Annotated in this window: 15 protein-coding genes and 2 pseudogenes; 8 read left to right on the top strand and 9 right to left on the bottom strand. The window is 73.6% G+C overall.

Going from position 1 to position 16,547, the window contains the following annotated elements; translation table 11 throughout:
• Positions 1 to 66: 66 nt before the first annotated feature.
• The 3 genes from katG (at position 67) to pntB (ending at position 5,617) form a co-directional block, all read left to right on the top strand.
• Positions 67 to 2,298, top strand: a complete 2,232-nt coding sequence (gene katG / locus AB0P35_RS27515) for a catalase/peroxidase HPI (protein WP_363515721.1) — start codon at positions 67 to 69, stop codon at positions 2,296 to 2,298.
• Between the two features lie 301 nt (positions 2,299 to 2,599).
• Positions 2,600 to 4,159 (top strand): Re/Si-specific NAD(P)(+) transhydrogenase subunit alpha, encoded by a 1,560-nt coding sequence (locus AB0P35_RS27510; RefSeq protein ID WP_363515718.1) that lies wholly within the window; start codon positions 2,600 to 2,602, stop codon positions 4,157 to 4,159.
• Positions 4,160 to 4,162: 3 nt separating this feature from the next.
• Entirely contained in the window at positions 4,163 to 5,617 is a 1,455-nt protein-coding gene (gene pntB, locus AB0P35_RS27505; protein ID WP_363515715.1) for a Re/Si-specific NAD(P)(+) transhydrogenase subunit beta, read from the top strand.
• A 52-nt stretch (positions 5,618 to 5,669) separates the two neighbouring features.
• On the opposite strand, the gene AB0P35_RS27500 is transcribed toward pntB, so the two are convergent.
• The 3 genes from AB0P35_RS27500 to AB0P35_RS27490 form a co-directional block, all read right to left on the bottom strand.
• On the bottom strand, positions 5,670 to 6,656 hold the full coding sequence (locus tag AB0P35_RS27500) for a cation diffusion facilitator family transporter (protein WP_363515712.1): 987 nt from the start codon (positions 6,654 to 6,656) through the stop codon (positions 5,670 to 5,672).
• A 132-nt stretch (positions 6,657 to 6,788) separates the two neighbouring features.
• On the bottom strand, positions 6,789 to 7,868 hold the full coding sequence (locus AB0P35_RS27495; protein ID WP_363515709.1) for a membrane dipeptidase: 1,080 nt from the start codon (positions 7,866 to 7,868) through the stop codon (positions 6,789 to 6,791).
• Positions 7,865 to 9,178 (bottom strand): amidohydrolase family protein, encoded by a 1,314-nt coding sequence (locus tag AB0P35_RS27490; protein ID WP_363515706.1) that lies wholly within the window; start codon positions 9,176 to 9,178, stop codon positions 7,865 to 7,867. Before AB0P35_RS27490 ends, AB0P35_RS27495 begins: the two co-directional genes overlap by 4 nt.
• A gap of 109 nt (positions 9,179 to 9,287) precedes the next feature.
• On the opposite strand from AB0P35_RS27490, the gene AB0P35_RS27485 reads away from it, so the two are divergent.
• Positions 9,288 to 10,067: a helix-turn-helix domain-containing protein gene (locus AB0P35_RS27485; RefSeq protein ID WP_363515703.1), complete on the top strand. Its 780-nt coding sequence runs from the start codon at positions 9,288 to 9,290 to the stop codon at positions 10,065 to 10,067.
• Positions 10,064 to 11,005 (top strand): NAD(P)-binding domain-containing protein, encoded by a 942-nt coding sequence (locus AB0P35_RS27480; protein WP_363515700.1) that lies wholly within the window; start codon positions 10,064 to 10,066, stop codon positions 11,003 to 11,005. The genes AB0P35_RS27485 and AB0P35_RS27480 overlap by 4 nt, the downstream gene beginning before the upstream one ends.
• Before the next feature lie 79 nt (positions 11,006 to 11,084).
• Here the strand turns inward: AB0P35_RS27480 and AB0P35_RS27475 are convergent, their stop codons facing one another.
• Together AB0P35_RS27475 and AB0P35_RS27470 are read right to left on the bottom strand one after the other, a co-directional pair.
• Positions 11,085 to 11,480: a molybdenum cofactor biosysynthesis protein gene (locus AB0P35_RS27475; RefSeq protein ID WP_363515697.1), complete on the bottom strand. Its 396-nt coding sequence runs from the start codon at positions 11,478 to 11,480 to the stop codon at positions 11,085 to 11,087.
• Positions 11,481 to 11,614: 134 nt separating this feature from the next.
• Complete coding sequence (locus tag AB0P35_RS27470; protein ID WP_218835880.1) at positions 11,615 to 12,016, bottom strand: VOC family protein; 402 nt, start codon at positions 12,014 to 12,016, stop codon at positions 11,615 to 11,617.
• Positions 12,017 to 12,187: 171 nt separating this feature from the next.
• On the opposite strand from AB0P35_RS27470, the gene AB0P35_RS27465 reads away from it, so the two are divergent.
• Both AB0P35_RS27465 and AB0P35_RS27460 read left to right on the top strand, forming a co-directional pair.
• On the top strand, positions 12,188 to 12,847 hold the full coding sequence (locus AB0P35_RS27465; RefSeq protein ID WP_095878272.1) for an NAD(P)H-dependent oxidoreductase: 660 nt from the start codon (positions 12,188 to 12,190) through the stop codon (positions 12,845 to 12,847).
• 55 nt (positions 12,848 to 12,902) lie between these two features.
• The gene (locus tag AB0P35_RS27460; RefSeq protein WP_363515692.1) at positions 12,903 to 13,325 is read left to right on the top strand and encodes a DUF1801 domain-containing protein; all 423 of its coding nucleotides are present in this window, start codon (positions 12,903 to 12,905) and stop codon (positions 13,323 to 13,325) included.
• Positions 13,326 to 13,376: 51 nt separating this feature from the next.
• Here AB0P35_RS27460 and AB0P35_RS27455 read toward each other — a convergent pair.
• Both AB0P35_RS27455 and AB0P35_RS27450 read right to left on the bottom strand, forming a co-directional pair.
• Positions 13,377 to 14,611: pseudogene (locus AB0P35_RS27455) on the bottom strand (DUF6596 domain-containing protein).
• Complete coding sequence (locus AB0P35_RS27450) at positions 14,608 to 14,931, bottom strand: YciI family protein (protein WP_363515689.1); 324 nt, start codon at positions 14,929 to 14,931, stop codon at positions 14,608 to 14,610. The pseudogene AB0P35_RS27455 and the gene AB0P35_RS27450 overlap by 4 nt, the downstream one beginning before the upstream one ends.
• 284 nt (positions 14,932 to 15,215) lie before the next feature.
• On the opposite strand from AB0P35_RS27450, the gene AB0P35_RS27445 reads away from it, so the two are divergent.
• Positions 15,216 to 15,632: a VOC family protein gene (locus AB0P35_RS27445; protein ID WP_363515686.1), complete on the top strand. Its 417-nt coding sequence runs from the start codon at positions 15,216 to 15,218 to the stop codon at positions 15,630 to 15,632.
• A gap of 73 nt (positions 15,633 to 15,705) precedes the next feature.
• Here AB0P35_RS27445 and AB0P35_RS27440 read toward each other — a convergent pair whose 3' ends face one another.
• Both AB0P35_RS27440 and AB0P35_RS27435 read right to left on the bottom strand, forming a co-directional pair.
• Positions 15,706 to 16,164: a carboxymuconolactone decarboxylase family protein gene (locus AB0P35_RS27440; RefSeq protein WP_363515867.1), complete on the bottom strand. Its 459-nt coding sequence runs from the start codon at positions 16,162 to 16,164 to the stop codon at positions 15,706 to 15,708.
• A 190-nt stretch (positions 16,165 to 16,354) separates the two neighbouring features.
• Positions 16,355 to 16,547, bottom strand: a pseudogene (locus AB0P35_RS27435) (hypothetical protein); the annotation flags it as partial.

Genomic DNA, 16,547 nt, shown 5'->3' with positions numbered 1-16,547 from the left:
CGAGCGCGCTCGCTTCTTCCCGCCGGCACGACTTCGGAACCGATCGTCCAGCCCGGAAGGATTCACATGTCCGAGAACCCTGACGCAATCGTCACCGACGCCAAGACGGAGGGGGCCGGCGGCTGCCCGGTCGCCCACGGTCGTGCGCCGCACCCGACCCAGGGCGGCGGCAACCGCCAGTGGTGGCCGGACCAGCTCAACCTGAGGATTCTCGCCAAGAACCCGGCCGTGGCCAATCCCCTCGGGGAGACCTTCGACTACGCCGCCGCGTTCGAGAGCCTGGACCTCGCGGCCGTGAAGCGGGACCTCGCCGAGGTGCTGACCACCTCACAGGACTGGTGGCCGGCCGACTACGGCAACTACGGCCCGTTCATGATCCGGATGGCCTGGCACAGCGCCGGCACCTACCGGATCAGCGACGGCCGCGGCGGCGCCGGCGCGGGCCAGCAGCGCTTCGCCCCGCTCAACAGCTGGCCCGACAACGCCAACCTCGACAAGGCCCGCCGCCTGCTGTGGCCGGTCAAGAAGAAGTACGGCCAGAGGATCTCCTGGGCCGACCTGATGATCCTCGCCGGCAACGTCGCCCTGGAAAACATGGGCTTCACCACCTTCGGCTTCGGCGGCGGCCGCGAGGACGTCTGGGAGCCGGAGGAGGACGTCTACTGGGGCCCCGAGCAGACCTGGCTCGGCGACGAGCGCTACACCGGCGACCGCCAGCTGGAGAACCCGTTCGGCGCGGTCCAGATGGGCCTGATCTACGTCAACCCCGAGGGCCCCAACGGCAACCCGGACCCGATCGCCGCCGCCCGCGACATCCGCGAGACCTTCCGCCGGATGGCGATGGACGACGAGGAGACCGTCGCCCTGATCGCCGGCGGCCACACCTTCGGCAAGACCCACGGCGCCGGCCCGGCGGACAGCGTCGGCGCCGACCCCGAGGACGCCCCGCTGGAGCAGCAGGGCCTCGGCTGGAAGAGCACCTTCCGCACCGGCAAGGGCGGCGACGCGATCACCAGCGGCCTCGAGGGCGCCTGGACGGCCACCCCGGTCACCTGGGACAACAGCTTCTTCGAGACGCTCTTCGGCCACGAGTGGGAGCTCACCAAGAGCCCGGCCGGCGCCCACCAGTGGAAGCCGAAGGACGGCGCGGGCGCGGGCACCGTCCCCGATGCGCACGACCCCTCGAAGACCCATGCCCCGACCATGCTCACCACCGACCTGTCGCTGCGCCTCGACCCGGTGTACGAGCCGATCTCCCGCCGCTTCCTGGAGAACCCGGAGGCCTTCGCCGACGCCTTCGCCCGGGCCTGGTACAAGCTCACCCACCGCGACATGGGCCCGGTGGTGCGCTACCTCGGCCCGGAGGTGCCGTCCGAGGTGCTGCTCTGGCAGGACCCGCTGCCGCCGGTGACCCACCCGCTGGTCGGCGCCGCGGAGATCGCCGCCCTGAAGTCCGAGGTCCTCGCCTCCGGCCTGACGGTCGGCCAGCTGGTCTCCACCGCCTGGGCGTCGGCGTCCTCCTTCCGCGGCAGCGACAAGCGCGGCGGCGCCAACGGCGCCCGGATCCGCCTGGAGCCGCAGCGGAGCTGGGAGGCCAACGACCCGGAGGGCCTGGCGCCGGTGCTGCGCACCCTGGAGGGCATCCAGCAGTCCTTCAACGCCGCCCGTACCGGCGGCGCGCAGATCTCGCTCGCCGACCTGATCGTGCTCGCCGGCTCCGCGGCCGTCGAGCAGGCCGCGAAGTCGGCCGGCTTCGACGTCGCGGTCTCCTTCGCGCCGGGCCGCGCGGACGCCTCCCAGGCGCAGACCGACACCGAGTCGTTCGCCGCCCTGGAGCCGGCCGCCGACGGGTTCCGCAACTACCAGGGCAAGGGCACCCGGCTGCCGGCCGAGTACCTGCTGCTCGACCGGGCGAACCTGCTGACGCTGAGCGCCCCGGAGATGACGGCCCTGGTCGGCGGCCTGCGCGTGCTGGGCGCCAACCACCAGGACTCGCCGCACGGCGTGTTCACCGCCACCCCCGGCACGCTCACCAACGACTTCTTCGTCAACCTGCTCGACCTGGGCACGACCTGGAAGTCCACCTCCGAGGACGCCCACACCTTCGAGGGCCGCGACGCCGCGACCGGCGAGGTCAAGTGGACCGGCACCCGGGCCGACCTGGTGTTCGGCTCGAACTCGGAGCTGCGCGCGCTCGCCGAGGTCTACGCGAGCGACGACGCGAAGCAGAAGTTCGTCGAGGACTTCGTCGCGGCCTGGGTCAAGGTGATGAACCTGGACCGCTTCGACCTCTCCTGACGCCGTCCCGGCCGCCGCTCCGGCGCGGCCGGCAGCACACCGGCCCCGGCACCCCGTGCCGGGGCCGGTGCCATGTGCGGCACCCGCCGGCGGTCACCATGCCTGCGACGTGGGAGGACGAACACGCCGAGTGAGCAAGGTCACCGAGCGGATCTGCCACCGTTCGTCGTCACGGCCTGTGGCAGGGGTGTACGTTCCTGCGACCAGGGGTGCGGACTCCCCCCGACCGCAGAATCCTGGCAACAGCCGACCGCGGAAAAAGCCGTCGTCAGCTGCGCCTCCGACAAGGGAGACAGGTGTCATGTCTGCTCACGAACCGGCCGACCGTCCACCCCAGCGCCTCGGCGTGGTGGCGGAGTCGGCCACCGGCGAGACCAGGGTCGCGGCCACACCGGCCACGGTGCGTCAGCTGCTGGCCCTGGGCTACGAGGTCGTCGTCGAATCCGGGGCCGGGTCGGCCTCCGGGTTCACCGACGACGCCTACCGCGACGCGGGCGCCCAGATCGGCGAGGCCTGGCACGCGGACGTCGTGCTGAAGGTCAACGCGCCCTCCCCCGAGGAGGTCGCCCGGCTGCGCGACGGCGCCACCCTGGCCGGCCTGCTCGGCCCCGGCCAGAACAAGGAGCTGCTCGACCTGCTGGCGCAGCGGCCGGTGACGGCACTGGCGCTCGACGCGGTGCCGCGCATCTCCCGGGCGCAGTCCATGGACGTGCTCAGCTCGATGGCGAACATCGCCGGCTACCGCGCGGTGATCGAGGCCGCGCACGTCTTCGGCCGGTTCTTCACCGGGCAGGTCACCGCGGCCGGCAAGGTCCCGCCGGCCAAGGTGCTGGTCGCCGGCGCCGGTGTGGCCGGCCTGGCGGCGATCGGCGCGGCGAGCAGCCTGGGCGCGGTGGTCCGGGCGACCGATCCGCGGCCCGAGGTGGCCGACCAGGTGCGCTCGCTCGGCGGCGAGTTCCTCGCGGTCGACGTCGAGCAGGAGCGCAGCACCGACGGCTACGCCAAGGCCACCTCGGCGGACTACGACCGGGCGGCCGCCGCGCTGTACAGCGCGCAGGCCGCGGACGTGGACATCATCATCACCACCGCGCTGATCCCGGGCCGTCCGGCGCCGCGGCTGGTCACCGCCGAGGACGTGGCGTCCATGCGGCCGGGCAGTGTCGTGGTCGACATGGCCGCCGCGCAGGGCGGCAACGTCGAGGGCACGGTGGCCGGCCGGGTGGTGGTCACCGACAACGGCGTGACGCTGATCGGCTACACCGACCTCGCCTCCCGGCTGCCGGCCCAGGCGTCGCAGCTGTTCGGCACCAACCTGGTCAACCTGCTGAAGCTGCTCACCCCGGGCAAGGACGGCCGGCTGACGCTGGACTTCGAGGACGTCGTCCAGCGTGCGGTGACGGTCGTCCGGGACGGCGAGCTGACCTGGCCGCCGCCGCCCGTGCAGGTGTCCGCGGCGCCGGCGGCGGCGCCCGCCGCCCCGGTGGCCCCGGTGGCTCCGAAGCCGTCCGGGCTGTCCGGCCGGGCGCGGCTGGGGCTGTTCGGGCTCGGCATGCTGGCGATGTTCCTGCTGGTCGCCTTCGCACCGGCCCAGCTGGCCGAGAACTTCACGGTGTTCACGCTGGCCGTGGTCATCGGCTACTACGTGATCGGCAAGGTGCACCACGCGCTGCACACGCCGCTGATGTCCGTGACGAACGCGATCTCCGGGATCGTGGTGATCGGCGCGCTGCTGCAGATCGGCCACGAGAGCGTGGCGGTCACCGTGCTGTCGGCGGTGGCGATCCTGCTGACCAGTGTCAACATCTTCGGCGGATTCGCCGTCACCCGCCGCATGCTCGGCATGTTCTCGAAGGGCCGATGACCGATGACGTACACGACGGCCGCCCACGCCGCGGACCTGGTTGCCGCACTCCTGTTCATCCTCAGCCTCGCCGGGCTCTCCCAGCACCGGACCTCGCGGGCCGGTGTCGCCTACGGCATCGCCGGTATGGCGCTCGCACTTGTGGCCACCGTGGTGGTCGCGGCGCACGACATCTCGGCGGGCGCGGTCTCGCTGATCGTGGTCACGATGGCCGCGGGCGGTGCGATCGGCCTGTGGCGGGCGCGCCGGGTCGAGATGACGCAGATGCCCGAGCTGATCGCGGTGCTGCACAGCTTCGTCGGCCTGGCCGCGGTGCTGGTGGGCTGGAACAGCTACCTGGAGGTGGAGCGGCACGGCGCGGCGCAGGCCCTGGTCGGGTCGGACCTGCTGCGGATCCACCACGCCGAGGTGTTCATCGGCATCTTCATCGGCGCGGTCACCTTCACCGGCTCGATCGTGGCGTACCTGAAGCTGTCGGCGCGGATCAAGTCGAGCCCGCTGATGCTGCCGGGCCGCAACGGGCTCAACGTCGCCGCGCTGGTGGCGTTCGCGGCGCTGACGGTGTGGTTCACCGTCACTCCCGGGCTCGGCCTGATGATCGCGGTGACGGTGCTGGCGCTGGCGCTGGGCTGGCACCTGGTCGCCTCGATCGGCGGCGGCGACATGCCGGTCGTGGTCTCGATGCTGAACAGCTACTCGGGCTGGGCGGCAGCGGCGGCGGGGTTCCTGCTGAACAACAACCTGCTCATCGTCACGGGTGCGCTGGTGGGCTCCTCCGGTGCGTACCTGTCGTACATCATGTGCAAGGCGATGAACCGGTCGTTCATCTCCGTCATCGCGGGCGGCTTCGGCATCGAGGCGCCGGCCGCGCAGGACGCGGAGCAGGGCGAGCACCGCGAGAGCAGTGCGCAGGAGACCGCCCAGCTGCTGGCCGACGCCGACTCGGTGGTGATCACGCCGGGCTACGGCATGGCCGTGGCCCAGGCGCAGCACCCGGTCGCGGAGCTGACCCGGGTGCTGCGCGAGCGCGGTGTGGAGGTCCGGTTCGGGGTGCACCCGGTGGCGGGCCGACTGCCGGGGCACATGAACGTGCTGCTGGCCGAGGCGCGGGTGCCGTACGACATCGTGCTGGAGATGGACGAGATCAACGACGACCTCTCCGGCACCTCGGTGGTCCTGGTGATCGGCGCCAACGACACCGTGAACCCGGCGGCGATGGACGACCCGTCCAGCCCGATCGCGGGCATGCCCGTGCTGCGGGTGTGGGAGGCCGGGCACGTGGTGGTCTTCAAGCGGTCGATGGCGTCGGGTTACGCGGGTGTGCAGAACCCGCTGTTCTTCCGGGAGAACAGCAGCATGCTGTTCGGTGACGCCAAGCAGAGCGTCGAGGCGATCCTGCAGGCCCTGGTCGCGCTCGACCCGGCGGCGGCCGAGCGGCGCACCACGGCCGTCGCCTGACCGGCACCCGACCCGCCCGCGCGGGCCCGGCCCCACGGCCGGGCCCGCGCTGTCATTCCCGCTCGGGTGCGTGGCCGGTGCGGCTCGGGGTGGGGTCGAGGTAGACGCGGGCGACTGCGGGGTGGGCGGTGCGGATGGCCTTCTCGGCGTCCTCGCAGGCGCGTTCGACGTCGCGGGCGGTGGCGGGTTCCTCGAAGGCGACCTTGGCGGCGACCAGGACGTCCTGCGGTCCGCTGACCAGGGTGACGAGGTCGACCACCTGCCGGACGGTGGGCTGCGCACGCAGGGTGGCGGCGATCCGGTCCTCGGCGCTCTGCGGCAGGGCCTGGCCGATCAGCAGGGAGGCGTTGGCGCGGGCGAGCACGACGGCCACCCAGGCGAGCAGGGCGCCGATGAGCAGGGAGGCGGCGCCGTCCCAGGCCGAGTCGCCGCTCAGTTCGGTGCCGAGCACCCCGCCGAAGGCCAGCACGAGGCCGATCAGCGCGGCGACGTCCTCCAGGAAGACGGCCTTGACCGCGGTGTCGGGGGTGCGCCGCAGGTAGCGGCTGCCGGAGACGCCGAGCCGGCCGGACTCCGCGCGGACCTGGCGGACCGTCCGGGAGAGCGAGACGGACTCGAGGACGAAGGCGACGGCGAGTACCAGGTAGGAGACGAGCGGGCTGCCGAGTTCCTCGCCGTGCAGCAGGGTCCGCACCCCGTCGGTGACGGAGAAGACGGCGCCGCCGATGAAGGTGGCGAAGGAGGCGAGCAGCGCCCAGACGTACCGTTCCCGGCCGTATCCGAAGGGGTGGGCGTCGTCTGCGGGCCGGGTGCTGCGTTTGAGGCTGAGGAAGAGCAGGACCTCGGTGACGGTGTCGGCGAAGGAGTGCGCGGCCTCGGCGAGCATCGCGCCGGAGCCGCTGACCACGCCCGCGACGGCCTTGGCAACGGCGATGCCGAGGTTGCACAGCCCGGCGACGACCACGGTGAGCGTGCTCTCGGCGTTGTCGCCGGCCTGCGGGGCGCCGGCCTCCACGGGTCGGTCGGGTCGGGGGTCCACAGCAGGCAGTATGTCCGACGTGCCCCGGTGCGCCCGGTTGGCGCCGCGGCATGCGCGGTCTCCGGCCTCCCGGGTGCCCGGGGCCTGTCGGGTGTCCGGGGCCTGTCGGGTGTCCGGCGCCTGTCGGGCGGGTCAGGCGGCCGGGCCACAGATGCGTTCGGCGTAGGCGGTGAAGTTGCCGCCGAGGATCTTCTCGATCCGCTCGGAGCGGTAGCCGCGCTGTTCGAGCAGCCGGGCGAGGTCGCGGAACTGGTCGACGCCGCGCAGGTCCTCGACGAAGGGCAGGGTGTCGGCGCGTTCGCCGGCGGCGCCGACGCCGCTGGCACGGCGCAGTTCGACGTGGTGGGCGAGGGTGGCCCGGTAGGCGTCGAGGTCGTCGATCGGGGTGACGGTGCCGTCGGTGCCGATGCCGACGGCGTCCTCGCCGCAGATGGTGACGGCGTGGTGGATGTGCTCGACGACGTCGGCGGCGGTGGCGTGGCCGGTGGGGTTGAGGAAGGGCATGAAGTAGATGCCGACGAAGCCGCCGCGGTCGGCGACCAGGCGGAGTTCCTCGTCGGTCTTGTTGCGCGGCAGGTCGACCAGGGCCCGGCAGCCGGTGTGGTTGATCGAGACGGGCTGCCGGGAGGCGCGGGCGGCGTCCAGGCAGGTCCGTTCGCCACTGTGCGAGAGGTCGACCATGAGGCGGCTGTCGTTGAGTGCCTCGACGATCCGGTGGCCGAGCGGGGTGAGGCCGCGGTTGCCGGGTGCCATCGAGCCGTCGCCGAGCCGGTTGGCCTGGTTGTAGGTGAGTTGGACGACGCGGACGCCGCGGTCGGCGAAGGTCTTGACGCGGCCCGGGTCGTCGCCGACGGCGACGGCGTTCTGGAAGCCGTAGACGATGCCGATCTTCTGTTCGCGGGCGGCACGGTGGATGTCGGCGGCGGTGCGGACGTGCAGCAGGTCGGCGCTGTCGGCCCGGATGATCGCGTCCCAGGTGTCGAGCTCCTCCAGGGTGTGCTCGTAGGGCGGGAGGTCGCCCATGGTGTAGCCGAGGGTGATGTTGACGGCGGTCAGGCCGGAGGCGTGCGCGTCGGCCAGGGCGCGGGCGTCGACGGTGAGTCGGTCGCTGGAGGGGTTGAGCTCGGCGGCCGCCTCGGCGGACTGCGGCGCGTTGGGGTTGTCGAGCTGTCCGAGCGCGTTGACGATCAGGGGGTGGCGGGGGTCGGTCATCGGCCTGCCTCGAAGTCGGCGCGGGCGTGGCGGCGGCCGCGCTTGACGGTCAGGTGGACGGTGCGCAGGTGCTTGATGTCCCGGAGCGGGTCCTCGTCGAAGACGGCGAGGTCGGCGAGCCTGCCTGGTTCGACGGTGCCGCGCAGGTCGTGGGCGCCGGCGCTGCGGGCGCCGACGGCGGTGGCGGAGCGCAGGGCCGCTTCGGGGGTGAGTCCGCAGCGGTGGACGAGGAAGGCGAGTTCCTCGAACAGGGCGGGGAAGGGGTCGTCCAGTGGGGTCTCGTAGTCGGTGCCGGTGGCGAGGGCGACGCCCGCGCGGTGGGCCTGGGCGGTGAGGACGGCGGCGAGGTCGCTGGTCCGGCGGGCGCTTTCGGCGGCCTCGGGGTCGCCGCTGCCGGTCATCTCGCCGCTGGCCCAGAGGGCGGCCGTGGCGTCGAGGACGGTGCCGGCGCGGCGCATCAGGGCGAAGAGCCCGGCGAGTTCGGGGTCGTCGCCGGCGGCGAAGCGGGCGTGGTCGACGGGCGGCTTGTCGCGATAGGTCGTCAGGGGCCGTGGGGCGCCCTGGTGGGCGAGCAGGGTGACGTGGGAGACGGCGTCGACGCCGGCCTCGACCACCTCGCGGGGTGTGGCGGGGAACACCGCGGCGTGCGCCCAGACGGGGATGCCCTGGCGGTGGGCCTCGGCGGTGATCGCGGCGACGGTGGCGGCGTCGAAGTCGGCGTAGACCTTGATCGCCGAGGCGTGGGTGCCGCGGGCCAGGGCGACCGCGATGCGCAGGTCGGTGCCGGGGGTGACGGCCTGCATCCAGGGGACCTGCCCGGCGGAGGCGCCGCGGGTGACCTGGTGGGTGCGGATGTCCTCGAAGAAGCCGGGGCCCGCCATCAGGGCGGCGTAGTGGATGTCCGGTCCGGGGATCTCGCCGACCAGGGTGGCGCGGGCGAGGTCGCCGACCTGGCGGACGTCGTCGGCCATGTCGCGGATCGCGGTGACGCCGCTGTGCACGAGGCGGCGGAGCACGGCCTCGGCCCTGGGCCGGTCGGGCGGGGTGGCGAGGTGCTGGTGGGAGTCGATCAGGCCGGGGGTGACGAACCGTCCGTCGAGGTCGACGGTCTCGGCGCCGTCCGGGAGGAGGGCGGGAAGGTCGGCCTCGGGGACGACGTGCCGGATGCGCTCGCCGTCGACCACGATCGCGGTGCCGGGGCGGGGCGGGCGGTCCGTGCCGTCGAAGAGGGTGGCCCCGCGGTAGACGGTGACGGCACCGGGAGCGGGTGGTGCGTACGGGGTGGGTGCGCCGTGGTCGTCGTCCGGCATCCGTCACCTCTCCGATGGATCTTGTTACGCACGGCGCAACATGTGTATCGTCTGGCAAAACAGTTCGTGTCACTGTAGCGCAGCGGCACCCGGAGTCGGGAGAGCACGGATGGCAGGGGATCCTCCCCGTTCCGCGGTCGACAAGGCCCTCGACCTGGTCGAGGCGGTCGCCCGCGCCGAGCGGCCGGCCCGGCTCTCGGACCTCGCGCGGTCGGTCGACCTGCACCGGGCGACGGCCTACCGGATCCTGCTGGACCTGGTGCGCCGGGGCTGGGTGCTGCGGGTCGGCGACACCTACCTGCCCGGTGCGGCCGCGCTGCAGGTCTCGGCGGCGGCCCTGCGGAACTCGCTCACGGCACTCGCCCGCCCGGTGCTGGAGGACCTGTCGCGGACCACCGGCATGATGGTGAACCTCCAGGTGCTGGAGGGCGACCGGGCCCGGGTGGTGGACGTGGTGCGGCCCGAGCGGCTGGCCGTGATCTCCCACCTGAGCGGCGAGGCGCTGCCGGTGCACCGGTTCGCCGGACCGCTGGCGCTGGTGGCGGCACTGCCCGAGGAGGCGCGGGCGCCCTATCTGCGTCCGGCCGAGGAGGCGGGCCATCCGCTCACCGGCGAGGACGGCCTGCTCGCCGACCTCGCCCGGGTCGAGCGGACCGGGGTCGCACTGGAGCGCGGCCGCAACGAGAAGCCCGTCGCGTCGATCAGCCGGGCGGTGCGCGCCGCCGACGGCACCCCGGTCTGCGCGCTGACGGTGGTCGGGCTGGACGCCGAGTTCGACGAGCCCGCGCTGGAGGGGCTGACCGCGGCGCTACTGGCCGCCGCCGGCAGCCTGGAGGACGTGCTGGCGGGCCGGTCCGCCGCGCGGACCGCGGACGGCGGCGAGGCGTGAGCGGCGTCCTGGTGCTCGACCGGGCGCAGACCCGGGCCGCCCTGGACCCGGCGGAGGTGACCGGTGCCGTAGCCCGGGCACTCGTCGCGATCGCCCGCGGCGAGGTGTCCGCCCCACCGCGGATCGCCGCCCGGGCCCCCGCCGGGCTGCTCGGCGCCATGCCCGGCCATGTGCCCGGGCTGGGGCTGGCGGCCAAACTCGTCTCGGTCTTCGCCGACCCGGCCGCAGCCGGGCGCAGCCACCACCGCGGCGTGGTCGCCCTCTTCGACGAGCAGGACGGTCGGCCGCTCGCCCTGATGGACGCCGAGCCGCTGACCGCCGTCCGGACGGCGGCCTGCGCCACGGTGGCGATGCGCGCGCTGGCCGCGCCCGAACCGCGCCGGGTGGCCGTCATCGGCACCGGCACCCAGGCGCGCGCCCAGCTCGCCCTACTGACCGGGCTCGGCCCCGGGACGCAGGTGGTGGTCGGCGGCCGGGACGCCGAACGGACCCGCCGGGCGGCTGCCGTGCATCCGCGCGCCGCGGCCGAGACCGTCGCGGGCGCGCTGGCCGGCGCCGATGTGGTGTTCTGCTGCACCGACGCCGCGGAGCCCGTCCTCGACCGGGACCGTCTGGCACCCGGCGCCCACGTCGGTTCGGTGGGCGGATCCCGCGGACCGGAGCTGGACGCCGCGACCGTCCGCGACGGCTCACTGTTCGTCGAATGGTCCGGCGCCGGCTCGGCCCCGCCGGCCGGTGCGCACGAACTGCAGGGCGTCCCCGCCGAGCGCCTGACGCTCATCGGCTCGGTCCTGGACGGCTCCCGGCCCGGCCGCCGCTCCCCCGACGAGCTGACGGTCTTCAAGTCCACCGGCCACGCCGCCCTGGACGTCGCCGCCGCCTCCGCGGCCTACCGCCTGGCCCGCACCCGGGGCCTCGGCACCGTGGTCGACCTCTGACCGCACGCCGAGGGTGGTCGTGAAGGACACCCGCGGTGGTCACGTCAGTGCTGGAGCGCCCGAGCGCCCTGTGCGTGCCTCAGTCGGGGAGGACGGTGAACTCCGCGGGCCCGACGGCGAGTACGCCGTCGCTCAGGGGTGTGCAGCGGACGCCGCCGCGGCCACGCAGGGCGCGCTGGGCGCCGGGGCCGATGACGGCGTCCATCCATCCGCAGGGCCGTGCGGCGCGGCGCACCGCCAGCAGGACGGGCCCGCTGCCGCAGTCCAGGGAGATCGTCCGGCCGAGGTGTGCGTCGATGTCGACGCCGCGGAGCAGCACATTGCGACGGGTGTGGCGGAGGTCGGTCTCCGGGTCGATGTCGAGCGGGAGGTTCTCGGCGGCCATCAGGGTCACCGAGGCGTCGCGGTGGGCGGGTCGGGCGTAGTAGCGGTCGCCGACCAGCCCCAGCCCGTGCCGGACCTCGGCGGTGCGCACCAGCTCGCCGGGGTGGGCCGCGGACGGACCGTCGGACGGGCGGCCGGTGTACCGGTGGCCGGCGACACCAGGAGCTGCACGACTTCGACCAGGGCCATGCGCCCCAGCCTACGGCGGCCGCGGGGCCGCCCGGCTCAGCGGGTCAGCTCGCTGATCTCGAACAGGTGGCCGTCGGGGTCGCGGAAGAAGGCCCGGATCTCGCGGCCGCGGTCGAGCGGCGGGGCGAGGAAGCTCGCGCCGCGCTCCCGCAGGGTCCGGTAGGCGCCGCGGCAGTCCGGCACCCGGAAGATCGTCTCCGCGCTGACCCGGTCCGGGTCGCCGGGCGGCTCGAACGCGACGGTGGGCTTGTCCGGGGTCGGCCCGCCGGCGGTCACCAGGAGCAGCCACGCGCCGAGCAGCCGCAGCACGCACGCCCCCTCGTACGCGCGCTCGACCTCGGCGCCGAGCACGTCCTCGTACCAGGCGCGCGAGCGGGCGAGGTCGGAGACGACGAGCAGCCGGGTCAGCTCCATGCCCTCGGTCGGGAAGTCCGCCACCCGGTGCCACCTCCGCAGAGCCCGTCGGCCGATGTGCCGTCATTGTGCTGCACCGGTCTGGCGCCGCCTGCGCAGCGACACACCCCCGCGGCGGGCCGCGGTTCCCCGGCGCGGCGGCGGCCGCCGGGCAGGATGGGCGCCGAAGCATCCGGCGGGGCCTCGGGAGGCGGAATGACGGCGGACGGATCACCGGGCCCGGTGCGGGTGTTCGTCCTCGGCGCGTCGCTGCGCGCCGACTCGCTCAACGGGCGGCTGGCCGCGCTGGTCGCCCGGCTGGTGGACGAGGCGGGCGCGAGGGCCGATCCGGCGGGCCTGCGGGACTTCCCGATGCCGCTCTACGACGGGGACGTCGAGTCCGCCGGCGGGCTCCCGCCGGGGGCGTTGGCGCTGCGCGAGCGGATCGCCGCCTGCGACGCCTTCGTCATCTCCGCCCCGGAGTACAACGCCTCGGTGCCCGGTGCGCTGAAGAACGCGGTGGACTGGGTCTCCCGGGTGCGGCCGCAGCCGTTCAAGGTCAAGCACGCCCTGCTGGTCTCCGCCTCGCCGTCGATGGTGGGCGGCAACCGCGGGCTGTGGGCGCTGCGGGTGCCGCTCGAACACCTGGGCACCCGGGTCTACCCGGACATGTTCAGCCTCGCGCGGGCGCACCAGGCCTTCACCGACGACGGGGATCTGGCCGACCCGGGGCTCCGGGCCAGGCTGGCGGAGACCGTCGGCTCGTTCCTCCGGCTGGTGGAGGCGGACACCCGGTACGTGTGCCTGCAGCGGCGCTGGTACGAGTTCCTCGGCGATCGCACGGACGCCGCGGTCACCGAGCGGTCCGAGGAGTGAACCGCGGGCATCCTGGTGGGGTGGGCAGCGGGCACGAGTGGGGCGGGTGAGTGCGATGGCCGAACCGAAGACCTCGCGGACCGGCGCCGACCCCGAGGAGTTCCTCGCGGGTGTCGGCGACGAGCGGCGCCGGGCCGACGCGCTGGCGCTGTGCGCCCTGGTGGCCGGGGCGACCGGTGCGCCGCCGGAGATGTGGGGCACCTCGATGGTGGGGTTCGGGGTCTACCGGTACCGCTACGCGAGCGGCCGCTCGGGCGACTGGCCGCCGATCGCGCTGGCGCCGCGCAGGCAGGCCCTGGTGCTGTACGTCGCCGAGGGCTTCGAGCCGTACGCCGGACTGCTGGCCCGGCTCGGCCCGCACACCACCGGCAAGGGCTGCCTCTACCTGAAGCGGCTCGCCGACGTCGACGAGGACGTCCTGCGCGAGCTGGTCGCCACGTCCTTCGCGCAGCTCAACGGCCGGACCGTCACCCCGTAGCCGCCGGGCCCACGTGGTGCGACGCGACGCACCGACCCGGTACCGCGTGTGCTACCCCAGCTGGTCGCGGCGGCGCGTCAGGTAGGCGATCTCGGCGGTGTTGCCCGCCAGATCGATGGCTCTGTCGTAGGCCTCACGCGACGTCTGACTGCGGCCCAGCCGGCGCAGCAGGTCGGCGCGTGTCGCGTGGTAGGCGTGGTAGCCCGCCAGCCTGTCCTCGAGTCGGTCGACGGCCGCCAGCGCCACCTCCGGGCCGTCGAGCTCGGCGACCGCGACGGCCCGGTTGAGCGCGATGATCGGCGAGGGGTCGAGGCGGACGAGCTGGTCGTAGAGGGCGACGACCTGCCACCAGTCGGTGTCGCGCACGTCGCGGGCGGAGGTGTGCACGGCATTGATCGCCGCGAGGATCTGGTAGCGGCCCGGAGCCGCACCGGCGGCCAGGCGCTCGCGGACCAGCCGGTGGCCCTCGGCGATCAGCGCCGCGTCCCAGGCCCCACGGTCCTGCTCGTCGAGGGCGATCAGTTCGCCGCTCGGCGAGACCCGGGCGGTACGGCGGGCCTCGATGAGGAGCATCAGCGCCAGCAGCCCGGCCGCCTCGCCGTCGGTCGGCACGAGGGCCCGGACGAGGCGGGTGAGCCGGATCGCCTCGGCGGTGAGGTCGTGACGTACGGGATCGGTGTCGGGGCCGGTCGCCAGGTAGCCCTCGTTGAAGACGAGGTAGAGCACGGCCAGTACGCCGGACACGCGTGCCGGGAGATCCTGCGCGGTCGGCAGCCGATAGGGGATGCGAGCCGCCTTGATCTTGGCCTTCGCGCGGGTGATCCGCCGGCCCATGGCGGTCTCCTGCACCAGGAAGGCACGGGCGATCTCGGTCACGGTCAGACCGCCGACCATGCGCAGCGTCAGCGCCACCCGGGCCTCCATCGCCAGCGCCGGGTGACAGCAGGTGAAGATCAGCCGGAGCCGCTCGTCGTCGATGGCGCCGAGAGGCTCGGGCGGTGGGCGTCGTCGTACATCAGCTGAGCCTCCTTCTGCTTGTCGCCGCGCTTGTTCTCGCGCCGGAGCCGGTCGATGGCCTTGCGGTTGGCGGTGGTGGTCAGCCAGGCGCCCGGGTTGGGCGGGACGCCGTCGGCCGGCCACCGCTCGACGGCGGTCGCGAACGCCTCGGCGGCCGCCTCCTCGGCGATGTCGAGGTCACCGAAACGTCCGGTCAGGGCGGCGACCACCCGCGCCCACTCCTCGCGGTGGGCCCGGGTGATCGCCTCCCGGACGTCGGTCACGCTCACAGGAACGGCCGCACCTCGGTCTTCCGGTTGCAGGCCTTCGACCCCTCGGCCGCCAGCTTGAGCGCCACGTCGAGGTCGGGAGCCTCGATGATCCAGAAGCCGATGATGAACTCCTTCGACTCCACGAAGGGCCCGTCGGTGAGCAGCGCCTCCGCACCGCGGTTGTCGATCACCGTCGCCGTGTCGGGCCCACCGAGGCCGCCGGCGAAGACCCAGTGGCCCTCGGCCTGGAGCCGGTCGTTGAACACGTCGATCGCAGCGTCCTCGTCCGGGGTGGCGAGGTCGGACGTGTCGGCGATCACGGAAACCAGATACTGCATCTCGCATCATCTCCTGCGCTTCGCGAACGCCCCTCGCGGGCGACCGCTCACCCCTACTACGAACGCCTCCACCCCGTTCCGACACCGCTGCCCGAATTTTACGGTTGCGGGCCTTCGACACCGACGTCACGGACGCGTACGCGCTCCGTCACCCGCGCGGTTCCGCGTACACGCGCCGCCCCACGCGGTACCCGGTCGGCGCGTCACGTCACAACAGGTCAGGGGCTGCGTGGCAGAGCATTAGGCTGCGGCAGGTCCGACGCGTCGTCAGGAGAGGACCCGACATGGCATCCCGGCTCAACCCGTACATCAGCTTCGACGGAGACGCCCGCCAGGCGATGGAGTTCTACCGGGCGGTGTTCGGCGGCACGCTGGCACTGAACACCTACGGCCAGTACGGCCCGGAGCAGGCCGGGGACGCCGCCGAGAAGATCATGCACGGCATGCTGGAGACCCCGAGCGGCTTCACCCTCATGGGGGCGGACAACCCGCCCGGGCAGGAGCACCGGCCGGGCAACAACATCTCGGTGAGCGTGAGCGGCGACGACGACGCCGAGCTGCGCCGCTACTGGGACGAGCTCTCCGCCGGCGGCACGGTGGCCGTCCCGCTGGAGAAGCAGATGTGGGGCGACGTGTTCGGCATGTGCACCGACCGCTTCGGCATCACCTGGCTCGTCAACATCGGCGAGCAGCAGGCCTGACCGGCCGGCGGGCACGGCGCCGCGGTCCGGCCCGCCCGCCCGCCCGGTTGCCGGCGGGCGGCCGGACGGTCCGTCAGGTCCACTGCTCGGAGGGCGCGACCCCGGGTACGGGCTTGCCGATCAGGGCGAGCGGGACGAAGAAGTTCACCTGTCCGATCGCGAGGGTGAGGGTCGCGAGCGCCTTCGGCTCGTAGTGGCGGGCGGCCTCGGCGTACAGCTCGTCCGAGACCCGCTCGCCGGACGGGTTCGGCGTGAGCACCGCCTCGACCAGGGCCAGGGCGGCGCGCTCGGCGGCGGTGAAGTACGGGGCGTCCTGCCAGGTGGCCACGGCGGTGATGCGCTCCTCGCTCTCCCCCGCCTTGCGCAGCAGGCCCGCGTGCATCACGACCAGGTAGGTGCTGCCGACGAGCTGGCCGGCGCGCAGCTGGACGAGGCCGATCGTGGTGCGCGGCACCGAGCGGTTGCCGGTGGCGCGGTAGAGCCAGCCGCCCAGCTCCTTCAGCTCCGGGACGAGCTCCACGGGGTCGGACATCCGGGAGGTGGCGGCGGCGGTCTCGGTGGCAGTGGTGTTCACGGCGGGTTCCTTTCGGCTGGCTTCCCTGGGCTTGCACCGCTCTGACGGATGCCGGCCCGCGGATGTGACGGCGCCGCCGAGAAATTTTCTCCGTCGCCCGGCCGCCCGGCGCGCGGTCAGCCGGCCGACCGGCTTGGGGTCCGAGGGCTCAGGGGCGCTCCTTCGGGGCGTTCTGCGCCGTCCGGGCGGGGTCGGTCTCCGCGACCGGGGCGAGGATGTCGTCCATGGCCTTCAGCAGGTCCGGCTCTAGGGCCTGTGTGAGGTTGTGATCAATCTTCCGGGTTCTGCCCCGTTCCGGGGCGGAACCCGGTAGAACTGCTGGGTGTGACGCGCAGGCAACT

The organism is Kitasatospora sp. NPDC085879, from assembly GCF_040686255.1.
Lineage (GTDB): Bacteria > Actinomycetota > Actinomycetes > Streptomycetales > Streptomycetaceae > Kitasatospora.
This window is presented reverse-complemented; position numbering and strand designations above follow the sequence as displayed.